Origin of the sequence: Pseudomonas sp. C11 (assembly GCF_034683865.1) — a bacterium.
In the GTDB taxonomy this organism is placed as follows: domain Bacteria; phylum Pseudomonadota; class Gammaproteobacteria; order Pseudomonadales; family Pseudomonadaceae; genus Aquipseudomonas.
In genome coordinates this window covers 235,885-258,298 of the sequence record NZ_JAWIIP010000002.1, presented here as the reverse complement: position 1 = coordinate 258,298, position 22,414 = coordinate 235,885, and the positions used below count along the sequence as shown (strand labels likewise).

The window sequence follows — 22,414 nt, the reverse complement described above, 5'->3', positions numbered from 1 at the left end:
CTCATAGCTCAGCTGGATAGAGTACTCGGCTACGAACCGAGCGGTCGGAGGTTCGAATCCTCCTGAGTCCGCCATATAAAAAAGGGCCTGCAGTAATGCAGGCCCTTTTTCTTTGCGCCTCACTTTTTCACGCAGCCTGCCTCGTCGAAGTTGATCTGCTGGCGTTTACCGCGTTTGTCATCGTAGTAATAACGCTGTCGCCCGTTCTGGCGGGAGATTTTGTCCGGTTTGCCCAGGCTGCTTTCCACGTCGCTCAGGCTCATGCCGCTGCGTATTTCCTTGCGGATAATTGCCTGACGTCTTTCGCTGCTGGTCAGCAGGTTCCCGCAGCCGTCGTCCTGCTGGCCGACTATCACCAGTCCGTCCGCGCTGGCCTTGCTGGATCGGCCCTGTCGACCGGTATCGGCCAAGGGGATGACCGTTCCGCTACTGGGTGTGTGGTTACGCACGTCCTGCAGGTGCTGCTCCTCATCGGCGCTGCAGCCATGACGGGTGAAGGTCACGTGGCCGCTGGCGTCGACGCAGCGGAACACGCTGGCTGCTGAGGAGTCTTGAATTGGGGAGAGAAGCGCAGCGGCCAAGAGCGCTGCGAAGTGCGATCCTCGCATGGTTCGTCCTCCGTGACGGTTACTCAATCAAGGTTAGACCGTTTTTTCGTACGCGCCAGGGTGTCCTGGGTGCAATGGTTGGCGTCGCATTGCCAGGTTTTCATGCGTGATCGAAGTTTGCGTCGCAAGCAATTGTTCTTGCCGTGCTTTTGTCACGTACAAAGCTGTTTTGCGGTGTTATCATTCGCCGCGTCAGCCCCGCCGGGGCTTGTGGAATACCACCATGGACTTACCCAGTAGTTACTCAATACTCCCCTCGCACAATCGTGTAATACCTGATTGATCCCCTCTGGCGTGCCCGCCAACTGGGGGTGGAGCGCGTTATGACTGAAGTAGAAGCCAAAAAGCCGCAAGAAAGCTTGCAGGATCGCCTGGCCCAGGTGATCGAACTGCTGCATCGGCACAAGCTGGTCGAAGGCCTGACTCATCGTCAGGAAGGCCAGCATCACGACCGGGTCGAGAGCCTGGTGCATCGGCAGAATCTCGTCGAGCTGCAGCGCAAGCTCGAGGATCTGCACCCTGCTGATATCGCCCACATCCTCGAAGCCTTGCCGCTCGATGAGCGTTTGACCGTCTGGCAACTGGTCAAGGCCGAGCGCGATGGCGACATCCTGCTGGAAGTGTCCGACGCGGTACGCGAAACCCTGATCGCCGACATGGACGATCACGAGATTCTCGCGGCCGCCAAGGATATGGACGCCGATGAACTGGCAGACCTGGCGTCGGAACTGCCGCGTGACGTGGTGCATGAGCTGATGGAGTCGCTCGACGCCCAGCAGCGCGAGCGCGTGCGTTCGGCCCTGTCCTATGAAGAGGATCAGGTCGGTGCGCTGATGGACTTCGAGATGGTCACCATCCGCGAAGATGTCAGCCTGGAAGTGGTGCTGCGCTATCTGCGCCGCCTGAAAGAACTGCCGGGCCATACCGACAAGCTGTTCGTGGTCGATTACGACGGCGTGCTCAAGGGCGTGTTGCCAATCAAACGCCTGCTGGTCAACGACCCGGAGAAGCAGGTTGGCGAGGTCATGGCCGATGATCCGGTGAGTTTCCACCCGGATGAGGACGGCTACGACGCCGCTCAGGCCTTCGAACGTTACGACTTGATTTCTGCGCCGGTGGTGGACAAGAACGGCAAGTTGATCGGTCGTCTGACCATCGACGAGATGGTCGACCTGATCCGTGAGGAAAGCGAAAGCGAAGTCCTGAATATGGCGGGTCTGCGCGAGGAAGAAGATATCTTCGCCTCGGTGTGGAAGTCGGTACGCAACCGTTGGGCCTGGCTGGCGATCAATCTGGTCACTGCCTTCCTGGCATCGCGGGTGATCGGGCTGTTCGAAGGTTCGATCGAGAAGCTGGTGGCGCTGGCGGCGCTGATGCCCATCGTTGCCGGCATCGGCGGCAATTCCGGCAACCAGACCATCACTATGATCGTGCGCGCGATGGCGCTGGATCAGGTGGGTACCGGCAATACCAAGCGCCTGCTGCGCAAGGAACTGGGCGTCTCCCTGATCAACGGGATTCTCTGGGGTGGTGTGATCGGCGCCGTCGCCTATGGGCTCTACGGCAGTTGGTCGTTGGGTGTGGTGATGACCGCCGCGATGACCCTCAACCTGCTGCTGGCGGCGCTGATGGGGGTGCTCATTCCCATGACGCTGGCGCGGCTTGGGCGTGATCCTGCTATGGGGGCTAGCGTGATGATTACCGCGATGACCGACAGTGGTGGCTTTTTCATCTTCCTCGGGTTGGCGTCGGTCTTCCTGCTATAGGTCGATCCGTCTGCCGGCCAGATGTCTGCAAAGACCGCAGTCTTGATGATGCGGTCGCGCTGAAGATGTTCGGAATGCAGGCGGATAGTCGCCCGTGAGGGCGGCTGAGAACCCTTGCGGTTCGGTCGTCAGTTCAGATGCTCATGAGGCTGTCGGCGTGCCTGCGGTATCGCTGAGCAAGGCGTGCTGTGGACGTTATTCGTGAGCAAAAAAAGACCGGCGCAAGGCCGGTCTTTTTGCAGAGAGGCTCGCCTCAGGCTTCTTCGGCGGCCATTTCCACGTCGTGAGCAATGAGTGCGACGAGCGCATTCTGCTGGCGACGCGACAGCTGACGGAAGCGTTGCAGGAGCTCGCGTTCGTGCAGTGACAGCTCAGGGCTGTCCAGGCGCAGGTTGAGATCCTCATCCAGCGCACCTTCCTGCAGCATGCTCTGCTCAAGGCGGGCAATGATTTCCGAGTTCATGCTGCGGTGATGGTTGCGTGCTACGTCAGCGATACGCTCACGCATGCCATCAGGCAAGCGAACGACGAATTTGTCAGCCGTGCGGCTGGAGTAGGTAGCCTGTTTCATAGGGCGCATTCATTACCGGTTAGTTCAGGGAGCGATACTGGTAGTCAGTGTCGAGATTGTCACCGGTTTGACCGTCTTTAGCACTAGCCGTTCAACCGGTATCGCGTTCTGCGTCGTTATGACCGAAGGTCTTACTAACAGTTCCTTGACGCCAAATACGTGTCACATTGTGATCGGCATAACGGCTTTATGCCAGCACCGATTGTCAGAAATGCGCAGCATTCGTCATAACATGTTTCTTCGATGTCCCTTCGCCTGAAAAATTCAGCCTCGGTTCGCTCGATTGGCCTGTTCTGCTGCGGTTTGTGACCGCCTGCGCATACCGTGGCATATCCCTGGTTTGCGATACGCTGCATTTTCTCCTATTTCACTGGTGATAGTAGACGGCCAGTACGTGGACGGTGATACGAGGCGACGTGCGGGTATGGGCGGATTCGCCTTTGTTCTCGCTCATGGGGTAGAGGTGCTGCAGAATGCGGCCTTGAGCGACTCGCTGGATAGCGCCCGTTGGCGTCCCTGTCTTTGCCGTCGTGATGCTGGTAACCCATGTTCCGAGGGCTGAGGAGTGCGATGCCAGGCAGGTTGATCTATCTGATGGGCCCATCTGGCTCGGGCAAGGACAGCTTGCTACAGGCGGCGCGTGTGCCGCTCGAAGCCTACGGCTGCCGATTCGCTCGGCGGGTTATCACGCGCAGTGCCGAGTCCGTCGGTGAGGACGCCATTGGTGTCAGCGATGCCGAGTTCGAGCGCCTGGAAGGTGAGGGCGCCTTCGCTCTGAGCTGGCGGGCCAATGGCCTCGCTTATGGCATCCCGCGTGAGATCGATGACTGGCTCAGGGCAGGGCAGGATGTGCTGATCAATGGTTCGCGTGGATATCTCGACGCTGCTCGTCAACGCTATCCGGAGCTGCTGGCGATTCTTCTGCAGGTCGACGAGGCGGTGCTACGTCAGCGTCTACTGGCTCGAGGCAGAGAAACGCTGGCGCAGATCGAGCAGCGTCTGGCACGCAGCCGAGAATTGCAGCGGGGACGGGGTGATGTGCTTATCCTCGATAACGGCGGTAGCCTGCAACAGAGCGTTACCCGTCTCCTGCAACTGCTTGGCTAGGTTCGTCGCAAGCGCTGACCATGCGCCGCCTCTGTTTGTGTCGACTATCTGCTGCAGGATCTCCGTCTGGCGAGGGCGCTTGGCTCGAGCCGCTTCCGAATCATCCCTGCTGTCGCCGAGCCTGCCGGGTTTGCCTGTTGGTGCCGCACTATTGTGGTGTTTAAAAAATAAAAATCATATTTTGAGGTCATCGCCTCTGCTGCCGCCCCGCACTAGGTTTGCCGTCAGCGATCGCCCGCGGGGCGAAGGCCAGGACGACGTCCTGGTTCAGCCCTTCGCTGGCATGCAGGGTCTTGTTGATGAGCGCCAGCAGCGCCGCGATGCTCAGCCCGCCCAGCATGCCGAGGACGACGGCAGCGGTCAGAAGGACTTGACTAGGAGCAGTAGTTCGCCGAAGGCGCCGCGCGTTGGTTGGCTCATGGGGGATTTCCATTTCAGGTGTGGAAGGGAGGCTTCTGCAACTGAACGAATGCCGTAGTGGGGGATTTACTCTGGAGTGAATCCATAGAGCGATGTAGCTAACGCGATAAGTTGGCGTTCATTGGATACAGCGTGCAAGGCAAATACGTCGCCCTTGATCTGTCAGAGATATCCAGAAACCTGGGGAGGCCCAGGTTTCTGGAGAAACCAGCTAGATGCGACAGTTTTGACGCTCGAACGGCACGTTTGATCGGTCAATCCAGCTTGGCTTAGAAGTCCCAGCGGGTGGTCAACATCAGGTTGCGCGACTCACCGTAATAGGTGGTGTCGAAGTTACCCAGGCCCGACAGGTACTTCTTGTTGAACACGTTGTTGGCGTTGAGCGTGAAACTCAGGTGTTCGTTGTGCTGGTAACGCGTCATCAGGTCGACCAGGGTGTAGTCGCTCTGCTTGATCAGCGTGGAGTCGTTCAGTACCGGGTTATAGATGCTGCCGTAGAACGCACTCTGCCACTTCACGCCACCGCCGACGGTGACGCGCTCCAGAGCACCTGGCAGGCGGTAGGTGGTGAACAGGCGAGCCACTTGCTCAGGCTGGGTCGTGGCCAGCGGGTAGCCGAAGACACGTTGCTCGTCGGCATCGCGGCTGCGGGCATAGGTGTAGCCAGCCGACAGGTTCCAGCCGTCCATCAGCTCACCGGACAGTTCCAGCTCCACACCCTTGGTGGTGGCGCCCTCGATGGCTTCGTAGACATCTCTGGTGCCGCCGGGGGTGGTAACGGTCTCGATGAATTGCGCGACGTTGTCTTCTTCTATGCGGAAGAAGGCCAGCGTGGCATTCAGTTTGCCATCCAGGTAGGCCGCCTTGAGGCCGGCCTCGTAGGCGTTGCCTTCTACCGGCGCCAGAGTCGCGCCGCTGGCGTCCTTGTTGGTCTGCGGCTGGTAGATCGCGGTGTAGCTGGCGTAGACCGAGTAGGTTTCATTCAGGTCATAGACGACCCCGGCATAGGGGGTGACGACGCCGTGCTCCTTGTAGCTGGCATGGACATCGTTATTCACGAAATAGTCTTCGTCATTGTTGAACTTGAAGGTGCTGACCCGGGTGCCGAGGATCACGCTCAGATCATCAGTCGGGTGAAGGCGGGTAGCGAGGTAGATGCCATTCTGGCTCTGGGTGGTCTCGTACTCGCCGTTCACCGGGAAGTCCTGTTCCGCCAGGTTGCCATCCCAGTCGTAAATGCTCCCTGAAACCAGGCTGAAGGCACTGCCGTCGTAGGTGTCGCCGGTCAGTTTCGAGTGGGCGGCCATGGCGCCGATCACCAGATCGTGCTCACGGCCGAACAGTTCGAAGGGGCCGGACAGGTTCACGTCGGCAGAATTCTGCACGCGATGGCCTTCCCAGCGTCCCCAGTAATAGAACATGCCTTCTCCTGTGTCCGGATCCGGGTTGCCGCCGCTGGCCGAGGCCAGGCGTGTGTCATGATCGGTGATCATGTGATCCAGGCTGACCTTGAGCGTCCAGTCGTTGCTCAGCCCCTGCTGCAGCGAGGCGAAATAGGTGGTGGACTCGAAGTCGCGGCGGCTCCACTTCGCGCCTGGGTTGAACGAGCGCGAGAAGTCGGTCTTGCTGCCATCGGAGTTGTACACCGGGGTGCCGGTCCAGGACACGCCCCGTGGCGTGGTGGTGTTCCGGTCGATGCCGAAGGTCAGCAGGGTATCGGGGCTGAGGTCGGCTTCGAGGATGCCGTAGAGGGCATCGTTCTTCTGTTTGTAGTGATCCTGGTAGGCTTTGCTGTCCTGATAGGCGGCCACGAAGCGGCCGCGCAGGGTGCCCTCGTCGTTGAGTGGCCCGGAAATATCGCCTTCGGTGCGGTAGTTGTCCCAGGAACCGGCCATGCCGGTGATCGAGGCCTTGAAGTCGCGGGTCGGCTTCTTGCGGATCAGGTTCACGGTGGCCGACGGATCGCCCGAACCGGTCATCAGGCCGGTGGCACCCTTGACGATTTCGATGTGGTCGTAGGCGACGGTATCTCCGTGCGGTGAGCCCTCGTAGATGTTGTCGACGATGGTATTGACGCCGTCGTACTGATAGTTGGTGATATCGGAGCCACGGGTGAAATACAGCTGGCGGTTGCTGTCGAAGGATTGCACCGAGATCCCCGGCGTGTTCGCCAGAACGTCGCCCACGGTCAGGGCGCCCTGGTCGTCCATTTGCTGGCGGGTCACCACGGTCACGGTCTGCGGCGTCTCGCGTATGGACAGCGGGAGCTTGGTAGCCGTGGCCATCGCCCCGGTGGTGTAGGAGCTTGTGCCTTCGGTGGTTTCTGCCAACTGCGTGCCGGTGATGGTGGCGGTTCCCAGCTCCAGATTCTCGGATTGGATTCGTACCAGCACGTAGCGTTTATCGCCGGCCTTCTGCACGCTCAGCCCGCTGCCCTGTAGCAGCCGCATAAAGCCTTCTTCCACCTCGTATTCACCGTGCAGGCCACTGCTCTCCAGATTGACGGTTTCACCGCTGCTGAAGCTGAGGGTCACGCCACTGGCAGCGGCGAACTGACTTAATGCAGCGGCCAGGTCGCCGGCAGGAATGTTGTAACTGATCGGCTCAGCCCAGGCGTTGCCGGCCACCAACAACGAACCGGAAAGGCTCAGTGTCAGTGCGGCTTGGCGAACGCTGCGGGCGAGTGGGGAAGGACAAGCGAACATCGGGTAGCTCCTGTGCGGATGGCAAAAGCGGGCGTCTGCGGCACGCGTGAATAGATAGCCGAACAGGAAATGAGAATCTGTTACCTGTGTGATGAAATATTTTTCAGGCGCAGGAAATGAGCCGTTATGCGCCGCGCCCTTCGATACGCACCCAGTAGCGCGTCAGGCGCCGCGCCTTGACCGGCAGAGCGTCCTGCAGGCTGGCCAGGATGGTTTCATCGTCAGTCACGTTGAAGGCGCCGGACAGGCGCATGCCGGCCACTTCCGGTGCGCAGCCCAGATAACCGTGGCGATAGCGCGACAGCTCGGCAAGCAGTTGGTCAAGGCGCCAGTCGACTGCCACCAGCATGCCTTGAGTCCAGGCCGATGCGTTGGCTGGCGCCGAATGCACAGTGCCGAGCTGATCTGCACGAAATTCCACGCTCTGGCCGGCTTCTACTTGGGCGATTGCCGTAGCGGCCAGGCGCGGCTGGATCTGTACTGCATGCTCTTCGACCGTCACTCGCGTCGTGTCTTCGAGCTGGCGCACAACAAAGCGGGTGCCGAGCGCACGAATGCTGCCCTCGGCGCTGCGCACACGAAGAGGGCGCGAGTCCTGAGCGGTTTGCACAAGGATTTCGCCCTGCTGCAATTGAATGAGGCGCTGCACCGCATCGAACCGGATATCTACCCGCGTATCGGTATTCAGTTCGAGGCGACTGCCATCGGCCAGCGTCACCCGTCGGCGCTCACCGACCCGCGTGGCGTAGTCGGCGCTCAACGGCGAGGCGCGATAGCCCTGCCAGCCGACCACCCCGACGCCGAGCAGCAGGCCGAGTACCTTCAGTGCATTACGCCGGCCCTGACGGGCGCCCTGCAAGGCGGCAGCGGCTAACTGCGGTGAGGTCACCGCCAGGCGCTGCTGAAACTGCTGCAGGCGCTGCCAGGCCTCGGCATGGCGTGGGTCGGCGTGCAGCCAGATCAGCCAGGCCCGCTCGGTAGCGGCATCGGCCTGGCTGTCATTGAGTCGCACGTACCAGTCCACCGCCTCGGCGAGGATGGCTCTCATGCCTCCTCCAGCAGCAGGCAGTGCAGCAGTGCCTTGGCCAGATGCTTGCGCACCGTCGTCACCGATACACCGAGCTTTGCGGCGGCCTTCTCGTAGCTCAGACCGTCGAGTTGCACGGCGAGAAAGATGCCGCGCGTGCGCTCGCCCAATCCGTCGAGCATGTGGTCTATGGCCAGCAGGCTATCGAGAATCAGCACGCGTTCCTCGGTCGATGGTGCGTGCTGCTCGGGGCGCAGGGCCAGGGCCTCCAGATAGGCCTGCTCCAGAGAGCGACGGCGGTAAAGATCGATCACCAGGCCACGGGCGACGGTCGCCAGATAATGCCGCGGCTCGCGCAAGCCCTCAGCCGTACGCGCAACCAGTACCCGCATGAAGGTGTCCTGGGCCAGGTCGGCGGCATCGGCGGAGTTGTTCAGGCGCTGGCGTAGCCAGCCGTGCAGCCAACCATGGTGGCTGCGGTAGAGGGTATCCAACTGGGCGTGCGTAGCCGTGTCGGGGAGCAGCGTAGACATCCCGTCTCCTGCTGATGGTTGCGAATAAGAATTTTTTGCAATTCTAGCGATGGAAATGAGGCTTGGGAATGGATTTTGCGCAGAGCATGTCCGAGCTGTGGTGTTCTATTACGGCAATTTGTAGGCGCTGCACCCAGATGGAGGTCTTCTCGCGCGAGTCCGGGAACAATCAGACCCTGGTAACGTAACGGGCGGATAAGCGCCAAGTTATCCCCCTTACTCGCTGGAGCGCAGACGTTATTCCCAGGTGCGCTCTGGGATGGATCAATAGGTGTATTTCAGCGAGGTCATGAAGTTGCGCGGTTCGCCGTAGATGCCGTAGGAGCTGACCCCGGCGAAATACTCCTGGTCGAACAGGTCGCTGCGCTGGGCGAGGGCCGAGACTTGGGTTCGGTGCAGGTCGGCAGCCATGGTGGCGAGCACCCGGCTATCCCAGAGGGCGATGGCGAGCTGGGCATCTACAAGGCCATCCAGAGTCAGCCGTTCGACGGCTATCTGGAAGTAGTGGGTGGCAGCACCTACATCCAGTTGGTCAGCTTTAGCGAAACGGGCCGCAGGTTCGTGGTGTGCTGGCCTTTTCCCCGTCGGCCTATCCTGTGTCCCCGCACCATGCTGACTAGACGCGGCTGTTCTCGCAGCAGCAATGGCCATGGCTGTCCTTCGAGGAGGCGCAGATCGAGGCTCAGCTCAGGCCGCGACTGTGAATCGAGGAGTAACACAGAGCCTGTAGGCCAGCACAAATCGCCTGGTCTGCAGGCTGAGCGGCTGCTCTCTGAGTTGGCCGAAATTGAGCGAAATAAAAATTTCTTACATCTGCACTTGCAGGTTTTGCCGTCTCGTCCGTCTTACCGGGATGAAAGCGCAATTTATGCCTCATGCACCCTGCCTTGCCCTGCATGGCATTCACTCCTGGTTTGCAGATGTCGAAGAAGTCCCGCTCCAGAATCTGGTTCCTCGTTCATAGCTGGCTGGCCATGCCGGTCTGGTTCTTCCTGCTGATCATCTGCGTGACCGGTACCCTGGCTACGGTCAGCCAGGAGATCGTCTGGCTGGCCAACCCGGACGTGCGTGCCAGCAAACCGACCTACGACGCCGAGCGGCTCAGTTACGGTCAGATTCTGCAAGCCATCCAGCGCGCCGATCCCGATGTCATCGTGGAGTCGATCAGCCGGCCGCAGGAGGATCACTTCGCGCTGAGTGCGAGCGTCAGCTACCCCGATGGCAGGACGCCGACGCTCTACGTCAACCCATACACCGGTACCATCCAGGGCGTCAGCCCGCAGTTCGATTTCCGCCAGTTCACCCGTGCGTTGCACGGCTGGTGGCTGGTGCCCTTCACCAATGGCTTCAGTTGGGGCTGGTACCTGGTGTCGATGATGGGCCTGCCGATGCTGGCCTCGCTGATCACCGGCCTGGTGGTCTACAAGAAGTTCTGGCGGGGCTTCCTCAGGCCGACGCTGCGCATCAACCAGGGCGCACGCATCTTCTGGGGCGACTTCCATCGCCTGTCCGGCATCTGGTCGATCTGGTTCATCGCCGTGATTTCCATTACCGGGGTGTGGTTCCTGATCCAGGCGCTGCTGTCCGACAACCATATCTCCATTTCCACCGAAGGCATCCCGCCCGTAGTGGCGCGCGATGAAGTGCCGCTGGTCGAGCCCGGTGCCAGCGTGCCGCGACTCGACATCGATCAGGCCGTCGAGATCGCCAGCGCCAGCATCCCAGGGCTGGAAGCGAGCTTCATTGGCCTGCCGAGCAACGCTTACGGCCATATTTCCGTCTGGGGGCGCGGCTGGTACCCGCTGATGTTCCAGGGGGCCTCGATCAATCCCTACAACGGCCATGTCGATCACACCCGCCTGCTGTCGGATCGTACCGCCTTGGAGTTCGTCACCGAGTCGATGCGGCCTCTGCATACCGGCGATTTTGGCGGGCTGTGGCTCAAGCTGCTGTGGTTCGTCTTCGGCCTGCTGCTGAGCATGATGGTGCTCAGTGGCCTGTTGATCTGGAGCAAACGCACCGTGCAGGCCACCGCTGCCCTGGCCAAGCGCAAACCGCGTGTGGCCAAGCCGGAAAAGCCTGCTCCGATCCGCCTCGGTGAAACCGCGGAGGGCCAGCCATGAGCAAGGCTGAGACTCTGCCGTCCAGCGCCCTGGGCCGTCTGTGGCAGCGCTGGCGTTTCCATCTGAACATCCTGCTGGTGCTGATTCCGCTGGCCTTCATGCCTCGCTACTTCCAGGAGGTGGCACTGTTTCGCGGCGACAGCGGGCTCGGCCAGCGGGAGATCGGCGAGGTACAGGTCGGCCCCTGGAGCCTGCGCCTGGCCGAGCTGTTCGAGGAGGGGCCGCGTCTGGAAGGCACCGCCGGCTACATCAAGCATTTCAATGCCGCGCTGTGCACGGCCTGCATCGACCAGGTCAAGGCTACCTACCTGCGCATCGGCAAGCCGCGCAGCCTACGCGCTGCTGGTGTGATCTTCTTCGGCAGTCCCTACCGCATGGAGGCCGGCGTACCCATCCCGGTTCGCACCCAGACCAACGCTGAACTATGGATCACCATGGAGGGCTGGGATGGCTCCATGCACCAAGCCTCCGTCCCGCTCGCGCAGGCCTCGCCAGCCACGCTGAGCTGGCTCGAACGACAAGGAGACAAGCGATGAACAACCTCTATCGACTTTCGCTGCTGCTCGCAGGTATTGGCTTGTCTTGCGTGGCTCAGGCGCACAACCCGGTTTGTGAGTGCGAGGCCCATGGCCAGGACGAGATTCTTTGCACTGGAGGCTTTTCCGATGGCAGCGGCGCCCCTGGGGTGACCCTCGACGTGATCGGCTACGACGAGCAGATCCTCGTGGCCGGCAAGCTTGGAGACGACTCGCGCCTGAGCTTCAAGCGCCCGGATGGCGAGTTCTATGTGCTGTTCGATGCCGGTCCCGGCCATGTCGTGGAAATCGACCATGCGGATATCGAGAACCCATGACGGTACAGGTGATACGCCCAGCCGGGGCCGGGCACGAAACCCTTTATGTGTGCCTGGTGGCCTTGTTGATCGTGCTGCTGGCGGCCACCGTGGTGGCCTGGCGTGCCGAGCCCGCGCAGCAGGTGGCAAGCGCCAGCGACCAGTTCGATGCGCGGCGCGATCTCAGCGCGGCGGAGCAGGGCATCCACGCCGATCTGCTGGTGGCGCTCGACGAACTGCGCCTCTACCTGGAAGACGGGCAAGCCCTGCCTGAACCAGAGCAACTGGCCGAGGAGGGCTTTGCCCCCTTTATCGCCGATGCCAGTGCCGCCAACCGTGGCGGCCATCGCTGGCAACTGCTGCAGGTGAACGAGCAGGTCGCCTATTTCGGCCGCAGCGAGGCCGAAGATGTCGCCGGTTCCTTCCTCCTGCGTTTGGACGGCGAGGCTGCCAGCGTCTGGCTCAACCGTGCCGCCGGGGGCGAGCCGCCGACCGACCTGCGTGACCAGGCGCTGGCGGCTAACGGCTGGCGCCAGGTGGCCAGCCAGTTCGACGCCGGCGTTACCCGCCAACACCGCCACTGATTCTTGGATTAACTCATGTCGACCCTATACCGCTTCGCCTCGCGCCGCCTGCTGGCTGCCGCCCTGATCCTGCTGAGTGCCTGCCTGTTCTCCGGCCTGGTTCATGCCGCTGAAGGCAAGCGCCTGCGTATCGGCATCACCCTGCACCCTTACTACAGCTATGTCAGCAATATCGTCGGCGACAAGGCCGAGGTGGTACCGCTGATTCCGGCCGGCTTCAACCCGCATGCCTACGAGCCGCGCGCCGAGGATATCAAGCGCATCGGCACTCTGGATGTGGTGGTGCTCAACGGCGTGGGCCACGATGACTTCGCCGAGCGCATGATCGCCGCCAGCGAGAAGCCCGACCTGACGCTGATCGAGGCCAATGCCGGGGTACCGCTGCTGGCGGCCACTGGCCAGGCGGCACGCAGTGCGGGCAAGGTGGTCAATCCGCATACCTTCCTCTCCATCAGCGCCTCCATCGCCCAGGTCAATACCATCGCCAGGGAGCTGGGCAAGCTCGACCCAGACAACGCCAAGGCCTACCGGCAGAACGCCCGCGCCTACGGCAAGCGCCTGCGCACGCTGCGTGCCGCTGCTCTGGCGCGCCTGAACCAGACGCAGGGCGCCGCGTTGCGTGTGGCGACCATCCATGGCGCCTACGACTACCTGCTGCGCGAGTTCGGCCTGGAGGTGACCGCCGTGGTTGAGCCGGCGCACGGTATCGAGCCCAGCCCCAGCCAGTTGAAGAAGACCATCGACCAACTTCGCGAATTGGACGTGCAGGTGATCTTCTCGGAAATGGACTTCCCCTCCACCTATGTCGAGACCATCCAGCGCGAGTCTGGGGTGCATCTCTATCCGCTCACGCACATTTCTTACGGTGAATACTCCGCGAGCAAATATGAGGAGGAAATGACCCGCAACCTCGACACCGTGGTACGCGCCATCCAGGAGAACGGTGCATGACCGTTGCCGAAGCCTTGCCCAGCGTGACGGTCACAGGCCCTGGCATCGACTTCCGGGAGGTCAGCCTCGAGCTGGGGCGTACCCGTATCCTCGATAGCATCAGCTTCCAGGTGCGTGCCGGCAGCGTGCATGCGCTGGTCGGGCCCAACGGTGGCGGCAAGAGCTCGCTGATCAAGACCCTGCTCGGGCAGATGCCGCACAGCGGTGAGTTGAGCCTGCACTGGCCCGGCGAGCCGGGCGTGATCGGCTACGTACCCCAGGCCTTGGAGTTCGACCGTGGCCTGCCGATGACGGTGGACGATTTCATGGCCGCCATGTGCCAGGTGCGTCCGGCCTTCCTCGGCCTGTCGCGCCAGCATGCCCCGGCCATCGAGGACGCTTTGGCGCGTGTCGGCATGCTGGACAAGCGCAAGCGACGCATGGGCGCGCTGTCCGGTGGTGAGCGCCAGCGCGTGCTGCTTGCCCAGGGCCTGGTGCCGGCGGCACAACTCTTGATCCTCGACGAGCCCATGGCGGCGCTGGATGAGACAGGTATGCGGGTGTTCGAGCGGCTGCTGGAGGACTGGCGCCAGGCCGGCGTGACCGTGCTCTGGGTGGAACATGACCTGGAAGCGGTCGGGCGTTTGGCCGATCGGGTCACCGGTCTGAATCGACGGCTGCTGTTCGACGATGCGCCGCAACGGGTACTTCAGCCCGAGCGGCTGCTGCAGCTGTTCTCCAGCCATCCAGTGGCAAGTGGGGAGGGCGGTCTGTGAGCGCGTTCTTCGAGCAACTGCGGCAACTGCTCCAGGGTTGGGCTGCGGCTGGTTATCTACCTGAAACGCTGGCCTATGGTTTCGTCATAAATGCGCTGTTCGCCGGTTTGCTGATCGGCCCGGTGCTTGGTGGCCTGGGCACTCTGGTGGTGGTCAAGCGCTTCGCCTTCTTCTCCGAAGCGGTCGGCCATGCGGCGCTGACCGGCGTGGCCATCGGCATCCTGCTCGGTGAACCTTACACCGGCCCCTATGGCAGCCTGTTCGGCTACTGCCTGCTGTTCGGCCTGCTGCTCAACTACCTGCGTAACCGCACCGGGCTGGCGCCGGACACGCTGATCGGCGTGTTCCTGTCCGTATCACTGGCGGTGGGCGCCAGCCTGCTGCTGGTGCTGGCCGGGCGCATCAATATCCACATCCTGGAGAACGTCCTGTTTGGCTCTGTGTTGACGGTCAACGCCCAGGATCTGGCGGTGCTGGCTCTTGTCTCGCTGCTGGTCATGGCCCTGACCATTCCGCTGTACAACCGCTTCATGCTGGCCAGCTTCAACCCGCAACTGGCCCGCGTGCGTGGCGTGGCGGTGGGGCCGCTGGACTACCTGTTCGTCATGCTGGTGGCGCTGGTCACGGTAGCGGCGGTGAAGGTCATCGGTGCCATCCTGGTCGGCGCGCTGCTGGTGATTCCGGCGGCGGCGGCTCGCTTGCTCAGTCAATCGCTCAAAGGCTTCTTCTGGCTGTCGGTGCTGATCGCCACCTGCTGCACCCTGATCGGCATCTTCCTGCCCATCGCCCTGGAGCTGCCGGTGCCGTCCGGCGCTTCGATCATCATCATGGCCGGCGTGGTCTTCGCGGGCGCTGCTATCGCTCGCGGCCTGCTGCCGGCCCTCAAGGGAAATCTGGGATGAACAAAGTCCTCCTCAATGCCATCGCCGCCATCGGTTCGTCGCTCGTCGTCTCGCTGGCCACTGCCGGTGAGCCGGTGCGCGTGCTCGCCAGCCTGCCGGTTACCTATGGTTTGGGCTCTAGTTTGCTGCAGGGGGCGCAGGCGCAGATGTTGCGCGCCGCTCCAGCCAATCTGCCGGCGACTCGGCAGGTCTCCTACTTCAGTGGCCGAGGTGCTGGGGCGCTGGAAAAAGCAGCAAGCAGCGCTGATGCAGTGATCGCGCTGCGCTCCCTGTGGCCTCAGGATCCACTCTATCCCATGGCGCGCCGCAGCAATATCCGCATCGTCGAGGTGGATGCCGCGCGTCCGGTCGACGGCGCGCTGCCCGGTATCGCGCTCAGCGAGGGAGAGGCCGATGCCCTGGCGGATCAGCCTTGGCTGAGCATCAACAATCTCGGGCGGATGGCCGATGTGATCGCCGCCGATCTGACACGGCTTAGCCCGGATGACGCGGCGCAGATCACACGCAATCTGGGAGAAATCAAGCAGCGCCTGCTGAAGCTGAACGCGACCAGCGAAGGTCGTCTGGCCGAACTGGACAACCTTGGCGTCGCCAGCTTGTCGCCTGGTTTTGTCTACCTGATCACCAGCCTCTATCTCGATGAGGTGGCGCTGCCGGATGCCGCGCCCGGTCGCAAGCCTGATCCGGCCTGGATCGAGCAGCTCCAGACCACGCTGCAGGAAAACGACGTGCGCCTGGTGCTGAGTGACCGGCAATCGGACAAGACCCTGGCGTCTACCATCGAGGCGGCTGGTGCCCGTTTGCTGATCGTCGATGGTGAGGCTGACGATCCGGTGGCTGCCCTGGCCGGCACCATCGAGCAGGTGATCAGCGCACTTTCCCAGCAGTAGAACCGTACTCATGCGGGGCGCCTGTCGACCCGCCCTACGCTCAGTCCAGCGGTAGTTCGGTGGTGCGTTTGACCTCGCTCATGGCGATATGCGAATGCGCCTCCTGCACGTGCGGGCGCTGCAGCAGGTGGTCGCGCAGGAAACGCTCGTAATCGGCGATGTCCTTGGCTACCACCTTGAGCAGATAGTCCGAGCCGCCAGCCATGCTGTAGCACTCCAGCACTTGCGGGTAGCCGACCACGGCCTGCTCGAATTCATCCAGATTGCCGCGACCATGGGCCGACAGCTTGATGTCGACGAACACCGTGATGCCGAAGCCCAGGCGCTTGTGGTTGAGCAGCGCGACCTTGCGTTCGATCAGCCCCTCTTCCTGCATGCGGTTGATCCGCCGCCAGCAGGGTGATTGCGACAGCTCGACCTTTTCCGCCACCTCTGCAGCGGAGAGGTCGGCATTGTGCTGCAGCAGGCGGAGAATCCGCCGGTCGATGGCGCTCAGCTTGTCCTGCATGATTGTCTCCATTTTCTTGTGATTGTTGGAAGGATCATGCGCAGTATTGCTGCGGCTACCCGAAAATAGAAAGAAAAAAGCGGAACCCTCCGGTCATGATTTAGGCAAATCCGTCGCAGTGATCCTGCGGCAGGACTCAACGGAGCGTATCTACCGTCGCGCTCCTCGTGCTCGCCATAAGAATAAAAGGAGCGCTCCATGTCTCTGGCCGAAATCCGCCTGGATGACAAATATCGCCTCGCGACTGGTCACCTCTACCTGACCGGCACTCAGGCGCTCACCCGCCTGCCCATGCTGCAGAAGCAGCGTGACGCCGCTTACGGACTCAATACCGCCTGCTTCATCTCCGGCTATCGTGGCTCGCCTCTGGGCGGGCTGGACAAGAGCCTGTGGGACGCGCGCGAGTACCTGAAGGAAAACCACATTCACTTCCAGCCCGGCGTCAACGAAGAGCTGGGCGCGACCGCGGTGTGGGGCAGCCAGCAGGCCAACCTGTTCCCCGGTGCGCGCTACGACGGCGTGTTCGCCATGTGGTACGGCAAGGGGCCGGGTGTCGACCGCAGCGGTGACGTGTTCAAGCACGGCAACTCGGCCGGTGTCTCCAAACACGGCGGTGTACTGCTGCTGGCCGGTGACGACCACGGCTGCAAGTCATCGACCATTGCCCACCAGAGTGAGCACGCCTTCATCGCCGCGTCGATCCCGGTGCTCAACCCGGCCAACGTCCAGGAAGTGCTGGACTACGGCATCATCGGCTGGGAGTTGTCGCGTTACAGCGGTTGCTGGGTGGCGCTGAAGACCATCGCCGAGAACGTTGACTCCTCGGCCGTTGTGGATGTCGACCCGCTGCGCATCCAGATCAGGATCCCCGAGGATTTCCAACTGCCCGAAGACGGCGTGCATATCCGCTGGCCCGATCCGCCCCTGGCTCAGGAAAAACGCCTCAACGTCTACAAGATCTACGCCGCGCGCGCCTTTGCCCTGGCCAACAACCTCAACCAGGTCAAACTCGACTCGCCCAACCCGCGTCTGGGCATCATCACCACCGGCAAGTCCTATCTCGACGTGCGTCAGGCACTGGATGACCTCGGCCTGGACGAAGCACTGTGCGCCAAGGTCGGCTTGCGCGTGCTCAAGGTCGGCATGAGTTGGCCGCTGGAGCCGGTGTCGGTGCACCAGTTCGCCGAGGGCCTGGACGAAATCCTGGTGGTGGAAGAAAAGCGCAGCATTATCGAAGACCAGTTGACCGGCCAGCTCTACAACTGGCCCGTAGGCAAGCGTCCGCGCGTGGTCGGCGAGTTCGACGAGCAGGGCAATTCTCTGTTGCCGAATCTGGGCGAGCTGACTCCGGCGATGATCGCCCGGGTTATCGCCAAGCGCCTGGCACCGATCTACAGCAGCCCGACCATCGAAGAGCGACTGGCCTTCCTTGATGCCAAGGAGAAGGCTCTAGCCGCGCCCAAGCACAAGACGGCGCGCACCCCGCATTTCTGCTCCGGCTGCCCACACAACAGCTCGACCAAGGTGCCGGAAGGCAGCCGCGCTCTCGGTGGCATCGGTTGCCACTACATGACTCAGTGGATGGATCGCAGCACCGACACCTTCACCCAAATGGGCGGCGAGGGCGCGACCTGGATCGGCCAGGCGCCGTTTACCGACACGCCGCACGTATTCCAGAACCTCGGCGACGGCACCTACTTCCACTCCGGTCACCTGGCCCTGCGTGCGGCCGTGGCTGCCGGGGTCAACATCACCTACAAGATCCTCTACAACGACGCGGTGGCCATGACAGGCGGCCAACCCATCGACGGCGAGCTGCGTATCGACCAGCTCAGCCAGCAGGTGCATGCCGAGGGTGTCAAACGCATCGCCCTGGTCAGCGACGAGCCGGACAAGTATCCGACTCGCGCCACCTTCGCCCCGGGCGTCACCTTCCACCACCGCCGCGAACTGGACGCCGTGCAGCGTGAGCTGCGCGAGTTCAAGGGCGTGTCGGTGATCCTCTATGACCAGACCTGCGCCACCGAGAAGCGCCGTCGGCGCAAGCGCGGCAAGATGGTCGATCCCGCCAAGCGCGCCTTCATCAACCCGGCAGTGTGCGAAGGCTGCGGTGATTGCAGCGTGAAATCCAACTGCCTGTCGGTGCTGCCGCTGGAAACCGAACTGGGGCGCAAGCGCGAGATCGACCAGAGCGCCTGCAACAAGGACTTCAGCTGCCTGGAAGGCTTCTGCCCGAGCTTCGTCACCGTCCACGGTGGCAGCCTGCGCAAGCCCGAGGCCGTGGGCCTGAGCGCGCTGTTCATCGCCTTGCCGGAGCCGACACAGCCGGCCCTTAGCCGGCCCTGGAACATCCTCCTGCCCGGCGTCGGTGGCAGCGGTGTGACCACCGTCGGCGCGCTGCTGGGCATGGCCGCGCATATCGAAGGCAAGGGCTGTACCGTGCTCGACCAGGCTGGTTTGGCGCAGAAATTCGGCCCGGTGATCACCCACATCCGTATCGCCGCGCGGCAGAGCGACATCTACGCGGTGCGCATCGCCGCCGGGGAAACCGACCTGCTGCTGGGCTGCGACCTGGTGGTGTCGTCCAGTGAAGAGGCGCTGGCCAAGCTCAACGACAAGATCGCCCATGCGGTGATCAACAGTCATGAGGCAGCCACTGCCGAGTTCACCCGCAACCCGGACGCTCAGGTGCCTGGCGCGGCCATGCGCGAAGCGATCAGTGAGGCGGTGGGCGAGGGCAAGACTCGTTTCGTCGATGCGACGCGTCTGGCGACTCGGCTGCTCGGCGACAGCATCGCCACCAACCTGTTCATGCTCGGTTACGCCTATCAGCAGGGGCTGGTGCCGGTGTCGGCTGAGGCGATCAACAAGGCTATCGAGCTCAACGGCGTGGCCGTTCAACTCAACCAGCAGGCCTTCCTCTGGGGCCGCCGGGCCGCGCATGATCTGGCAGCAGTGGAGAAGGTCGCAGCGCCCAAGGTCGTCGAGGCGCCGCATTGCAGCACGCTGGAGGAGATCGTCGCCGACCGCGTGCAGCGCCTGACCGCTTACCAGAACGCCGCCTATGCCGAGCGCTACCGTGAGCTGGTCGAGCGCGTGCGCAAGGCCGATACCGATGCCCAGCAGCGCCTGAGCAAGGCTGTGGCGCGCTACTACTTCAAGCTGCTGGCCTACAAGGACGAGTACGAAGTGGCGCGGCTGTACAGCGATGCCACCTTCCGCAAGCAGCTCGAAGCGCAGTTCGAAGGTGACTACCAGTTGCAGTTCCACCTGGCGCCGAGCTGGTTGAGCAAGCCTGATGCGGTCACTGGCCAACCACGCAAGCGCAGCTTCGGCCCCTGGATGCTCAAGGCGTTCGGCGTGCTGGCGCGATTCAAGTTCCTGCGTGGCAGCGTGCTCGATCCGTTCGGCCACAGTGCCGAACGTCGCCTGGAGTGCGAGCTGATCGAGGAGTACGAAGCCAACGTGGCCTACCTGCTCGCCGAGCTCAACGCCGGTAACTACCGCACGGCAGTGGCGCTGGCCGAAATTCCGGAGCAGATCCGCGGCTACGGTCACGTCAAGGAAGCGGCGCTGGCCAAGGCGCGCGAGCAGGCGAGTCAGCTCAAGGCGCGTCTGACTGTCAGCGAGATAGCGGCGGTGCAGTTGTTCGAACCGGCTGCCTGAGCCTCAACCCCATCCCCTTTGCCACCCTCTCCCGTGCGGGGGAGGGGCGGCTTTTTATATCCGAGGTAACCCGATGTCCGTTTTCAATCACGTCGACTTCGATCAGCATGAACAGGTGGTCTACGGCCACGACAAGGCCAGCGGCCTGAAAGCCATCATCGCCATTCACGACAGCACCCTCGGCCCTGCACTGGGCGGCTGCCGCATGTGGAACTACGCCACGGACGAGGAGGCATTGCGCGACGTGCTGCGTCTGTCGCGCGGCATGACTTACAAATCGGCGCTGGCCCGTTTGCCGCTTGGTGGCGGCAAGGCGGTGATCATCGGCGATCCGCACACCGGCAAGAGCGAGGCGTTGTTCCAGGCCATGGGCGATTTCGTCGACAGCCTGGGCGGGCGCTATGTCACTGCGGCTGACTCCGGTACCGGCGTGGCCGAGATGCGTATCATGGCCGAGCGCACCCGCCACGTAGCAGGCGCCGGGCAGTGTGAAGCCTTCGGTGGCGGCAGCCGTGACGGTGATCCGTCGCCCTCGACCGCTTACGGCGTGTTTATCGGCATCCAGGCGGCCGTGGCGCATCGCCTGGGGCGGCAGGATCTGGCCGGCGTACGTGTGGCCATCCAGGGTGTCGGTCAGGTTGGCTTCGGCCTGGCCAAACTGCTCAAGGAAGCCGGTGCGCAGCTGTGGGTGACGGACATCGTCGAGGCCAACGTGCAGCGTGCCGTCAGCCAGCTGGGTGCTACTGCGGTTAGCCAGCACGAGATCTACCGTCTCGACGTGGATGTGTTCGCGCCGTGTGCACTGGGGGCGATTATCAACCTGCAAACGCTGGAAGTCCTGCGCGCGCCGATTATCGCCGGTGCCGCCAACAACCAGCTGGCCGACGCCAGCCTGGCCGAGCTGCTGCGGCGTCGTGAGTGCCTGTATGCACCGGACTACGCGATCAACGCCGGCGGCATCATCGATGTCTGCTACGAACGTACCGGCGGTAGTGCGGCTGAACTCAAGGCGCATATCGAATGTATCGGCCCGACCCTGACGGGAATCTTCCAGCGCGCCGAGCGCGAGGGTGAGACCACCACCGCGATTGCCGACCGCATGGCGCTGGAGCGTTTGCGCGGCGGTCTGCAACCCGTGCGTGCTGCCGCTAGCGCCAAGGTGGTTTCCCTGGGCTGGCAGCGCTAGGTACGGAGCGGTGCGCGACATGACAAATGCACGCGCCGCCGCTAAGATGCGGCCCGGCCATTGCCAATACGGCCGTGTCCCCTTAGTTCAACGGATAGAATAAGCCCCTCCTAAGGGCTAGATGCTGGTTCGATTCCAGCAGGGGACGCCATCTCTCCAGACCTTCGCGTCACCACCAGATGCGTCACCGGTCTTATCTTCCCGTTTCAGCGCGCCTTGCTCTCCATGCGCTTGAGCGCTTGCCGGCAATGCAGCAGTGCGTCGCGCACCATGAAGTTCACCAGGGTTGGTGAAACCCCCAGATCCTTGGCGATATCGTTTTGGGTACGCCCGTGCAATTTGTACATCTCGAAGGCGTAGCGAGTGCGTTCGGGCATTTGCGCCAAGGCCGAGGAGAGCATGTCCAAGGTCTCTCGATTCTCGTGGCTGGTTTCTGGTGAGGCACCTGGGGCCGCTATATACAGGCCTTCTTCCTCGCTACCGGCATAACGTTTCTCCAGAGCCTGGCGGCGATAGAGGTCGATTGCGAGGTTGCGTACCACGCGAAGCAGGTAACTGCTTTGCGACTGGATGTTTGGCACCATGCTCGCGGCGCTGAGCTTGATATAGGCGTCGTGCACCACATCTTCGGCGTGGCTGCGGCAACCGAGGATGCGCGCCGCTGCGTTGATGAAGGTCTGCCTGCGGGTGACGAACAGGTCGTGCAGGGCCAGATGCTGCTGAGTGGGTAGCGTCTTGGGCATGAGATGTTTCCTATGCGGCCAGAGCGTGATGGGCGTCCACATGGGGTAGATCTGGCGCGAATCCATTGCGCGGGTCTTTTAGCCCTGCCTGGCGGTTCCTGCGCCGGTATCGAGACGGCCAAATCTAATGTAGTTGATAATTATTATCAACTGTTGCGCAGCCTCTGACTCATTCCCGAATCAAATCGTTCAGTCGGTTGAGAATCTCGCCTCAAGCGGCATTATGATAATGAATCTCATAAGTTAATTCTAACTATTCGCTCTTCTCCTTCGTCTTCATCGGAAAGCCGCCCAACCCGGGCGAGAAGGAGGCAGAGATGGCATTTGATCGCGACGACGCGACATTCAAGGTTCTCGTCAATCACGAGCTGCAGTATTCCCTGTGGCCTGCCGACAAGGCTGTGCCCGCTGGTTGGCGTGAGACGGAGCAGCGGGGCAGCAAGGCAGATTGTCTGGCCTACGTTGAGCGGGAGTGGGTCGATATGCGCCCGCTGAGCTTGCGTCAGGCGATGAGCGGCCGGGCTGCGGAGCAGTGAT

The 22,414-nt window shown here is 62.3% G+C and carries 22 protein-coding genes and 1 tRNA gene; 14 read left to right on the top strand and 9 right to left on the bottom strand.

Annotation, left to right across the window (positions count from 1 at the left end):
- Positions 1 to 119: 119 nt before the first annotated feature.
- Positions 120 to 608, bottom strand: coding sequence for a DUF4124 domain-containing protein (locus VC352_RS04245; RefSeq protein WP_322978341.1), 489 nt, complete (start codon positions 606 to 608; stop codon positions 120 to 122).
- Between the two features lie 323 nt (positions 609 to 931).
- Here VC352_RS04245 and mgtE point away from each other — a divergent pair, with 323 nt between their 5' ends.
- Positions 932 to 2,374 carry a magnesium transporter gene (gene mgtE, locus VC352_RS04240; protein ID WP_322978340.1) on the top strand — a complete coding sequence of 481 codons (1,443 nt, stop codon included), beginning with the start codon at positions 932 to 934 and terminating at the stop codon, positions 2,372 to 2,374.
- A gap of 253 nt (positions 2,375 to 2,627) precedes the next feature.
- Here the strand turns inward: mgtE and VC352_RS04235 are convergent, their stop codons facing one another.
- Positions 2,628 to 2,954, bottom strand: a complete 327-nt coding sequence (locus VC352_RS04235; RefSeq protein ID WP_322978339.1) for an Arc family DNA-binding protein — start codon at positions 2,952 to 2,954, stop codon at positions 2,628 to 2,630.
- Between the two features lie 561 nt (positions 2,955 to 3,515).
- On the opposite strand from VC352_RS04235, the gene phnN reads away from it, so the two are divergent.
- A complete protein-coding gene (gene phnN, locus VC352_RS04230) occupies positions 3,516 to 4,052 on the top strand; it encodes a phosphonate metabolism protein/1,5-bisphosphokinase (PRPP-forming) PhnN (protein ID WP_322978338.1) in 537 nt (178 codons plus the stop codon).
- A gap of 187 nt (positions 4,053 to 4,239) precedes the next feature.
- Here phnN and VC352_RS04225 read toward each other — a convergent pair whose 3' ends face one another.
- From VC352_RS04225 to VC352_RS04205, 5 genes are all read right to left on the bottom strand, one after another.
- Positions 4,240 to 4,392 (bottom strand): hypothetical protein, encoded by a 153-nt coding sequence (locus VC352_RS04225; protein ID WP_322978337.1) that lies wholly within the window; start codon positions 4,390 to 4,392, stop codon positions 4,240 to 4,242.
- 349 nt (positions 4,393 to 4,741) lie between these two features.
- Positions 4,742 to 7,177 carry a TonB-dependent siderophore receptor gene (locus VC352_RS04220; RefSeq protein ID WP_322978336.1) on the bottom strand — a complete coding sequence of 812 codons (2,436 nt, stop codon included), beginning with the start codon at positions 7,175 to 7,177 and terminating at the stop codon, positions 4,742 to 4,744.
- A gap of 124 nt (positions 7,178 to 7,301) precedes the next feature.
- A complete protein-coding gene (locus tag VC352_RS04215; RefSeq protein ID WP_322978335.1) occupies positions 7,302 to 8,225 on the bottom strand; it encodes a FecR domain-containing protein in 924 nt (307 codons plus the stop codon).
- Positions 8,222 to 8,737 carry a sigma-70 family RNA polymerase sigma factor gene (locus tag VC352_RS04210; RefSeq protein ID WP_322978334.1) on the bottom strand — a complete coding sequence of 172 codons (516 nt, stop codon included), beginning with the start codon at positions 8,735 to 8,737 and terminating at the stop codon, positions 8,222 to 8,224. The genes VC352_RS04215 and VC352_RS04210 overlap by 4 nt, the downstream gene beginning before the upstream one ends.
- A 264-nt stretch (positions 8,738 to 9,001) precedes the next feature.
- The gene (locus tag VC352_RS04205) at positions 9,002 to 9,160 is read right to left on the bottom strand and encodes a hypothetical protein (protein ID WP_322978333.1); all 159 of its coding nucleotides are present in this window, start codon (positions 9,158 to 9,160) and stop codon (positions 9,002 to 9,004) included.
- Between the two features lie 497 nt (positions 9,161 to 9,657).
- On the opposite strand from VC352_RS04205, the gene VC352_RS04200 reads away from it, so the two are divergent.
- The 8 genes from VC352_RS04200 to VC352_RS04165 are packed head-to-tail and all read left to right on the top strand — an operon-like array spanning position 9,658 to position 15,774.
- Positions 9,658 to 10,860 carry a PepSY domain-containing protein gene (locus tag VC352_RS04200; protein WP_322978332.1) on the top strand — a complete coding sequence of 401 codons (1,203 nt, stop codon included), beginning with the start codon at positions 9,658 to 9,660 and terminating at the stop codon, positions 10,858 to 10,860.
- A complete protein-coding gene (locus tag VC352_RS04195; RefSeq protein WP_322978331.1) occupies positions 10,857 to 11,396 on the top strand; it encodes a thiamine pyrophosphate-binding protein in 540 nt (179 codons plus the stop codon). The genes VC352_RS04200 and VC352_RS04195 overlap by 4 nt, the downstream gene beginning before the upstream one ends.
- Positions 11,393 to 11,713, top strand: coding sequence for a hypothetical protein (locus VC352_RS04190; protein ID WP_322978330.1), 321 nt, complete (start codon positions 11,393 to 11,395; stop codon positions 11,711 to 11,713). The genes VC352_RS04195 and VC352_RS04190 overlap by 4 nt, the downstream gene beginning before the upstream one ends.
- On the top strand, positions 11,710 to 12,276 hold the full coding sequence (locus tag VC352_RS04185) for a DUF6162 family protein (protein ID WP_322978329.1): 567 nt from the start codon (positions 11,710 to 11,712) through the stop codon (positions 12,274 to 12,276). Before VC352_RS04190 ends, VC352_RS04185 begins: the two co-directional genes overlap by 4 nt.
- A gap of 15 nt (positions 12,277 to 12,291) precedes the next feature.
- Entirely contained in the window at positions 12,292 to 13,227 is a 936-nt protein-coding gene (locus VC352_RS04180) for a metal ABC transporter substrate-binding protein (protein ID WP_322978328.1), read from the top strand.
- Complete coding sequence (locus VC352_RS04175) at positions 13,224 to 13,982, top strand: metal ABC transporter ATP-binding protein (RefSeq protein WP_322978327.1); 759 nt, start codon at positions 13,224 to 13,226, stop codon at positions 13,980 to 13,982. The genes VC352_RS04180 and VC352_RS04175 overlap by 4 nt, the downstream gene beginning before the upstream one ends.
- Positions 13,979 to 14,884 carry a metal ABC transporter permease gene (locus VC352_RS04170; RefSeq protein ID WP_322978326.1) on the top strand — a complete coding sequence of 302 codons (906 nt, stop codon included), beginning with the start codon at positions 13,979 to 13,981 and terminating at the stop codon, positions 14,882 to 14,884. Before VC352_RS04175 ends, VC352_RS04170 begins: the two co-directional genes overlap by 4 nt.
- A complete protein-coding gene (locus VC352_RS04165) occupies positions 14,881 to 15,774 on the top strand; it encodes a metal ABC transporter substrate-binding protein (protein WP_322978325.1) in 894 nt (297 codons plus the stop codon). The genes VC352_RS04170 and VC352_RS04165 overlap by 4 nt, the downstream gene beginning before the upstream one ends.
- A 40-nt stretch (positions 15,775 to 15,814) precedes the next feature.
- Here VC352_RS04165 and VC352_RS04160 read toward each other — a convergent pair whose 3' ends face one another.
- Complete coding sequence (locus VC352_RS04160; protein WP_322978324.1) at positions 15,815 to 16,282, bottom strand: Lrp/AsnC family transcriptional regulator; 468 nt, start codon at positions 16,280 to 16,282, stop codon at positions 15,815 to 15,817.
- A 198-nt stretch (positions 16,283 to 16,480) separates the two neighbouring features.
- Here VC352_RS04160 and VC352_RS04155 point away from each other — a divergent pair, with 198 nt between their 5' ends.
- The 3 genes from VC352_RS04155 to VC352_RS04145 all read left to right on the top strand — a co-directional run bounded on the left by VC352_RS04155 (position 16,481) and on the right by VC352_RS04145 (position 21,285).
- Positions 16,481 to 19,948 carry an indolepyruvate ferredoxin oxidoreductase family protein gene (locus VC352_RS04155; RefSeq protein WP_322978323.1) on the top strand — a complete coding sequence of 1,156 codons (3,468 nt, stop codon included), beginning with the start codon at positions 16,481 to 16,483 and terminating at the stop codon, positions 19,946 to 19,948.
- Between the two features lie 73 nt (positions 19,949 to 20,021).
- A complete protein-coding gene (locus tag VC352_RS04150; protein ID WP_322978322.1) occupies positions 20,022 to 21,134 on the top strand; it encodes a Leu/Phe/Val dehydrogenase in 1,113 nt (370 codons plus the stop codon).
- Between the two features lie 76 nt (positions 21,135 to 21,210).
- Positions 21,211 to 21,285, top strand: a tRNA-Arg gene (locus VC352_RS04145).
- A 55-nt stretch (positions 21,286 to 21,340) separates the two neighbouring features.
- Here the strand turns inward: VC352_RS04145 and VC352_RS04140 are convergent.
- Complete coding sequence (locus VC352_RS04140; RefSeq protein ID WP_322978321.1) at positions 21,341 to 21,877, bottom strand: RNA polymerase factor sigma-70; 537 nt, start codon at positions 21,875 to 21,877, stop codon at positions 21,341 to 21,343.
- A gap of 317 nt (positions 21,878 to 22,194) precedes the next feature.
- Here VC352_RS04140 and VC352_RS04135 point away from each other — a divergent pair, with 317 nt between their 5' ends.
- Complete coding sequence (locus VC352_RS04135; RefSeq protein ID WP_322978320.1) at positions 22,195 to 22,413, top strand: MbtH family protein; 219 nt, start codon at positions 22,195 to 22,197, stop codon at positions 22,411 to 22,413.
- The last annotated feature ends 1 nt before the right edge of the window (position 22,414 follow it).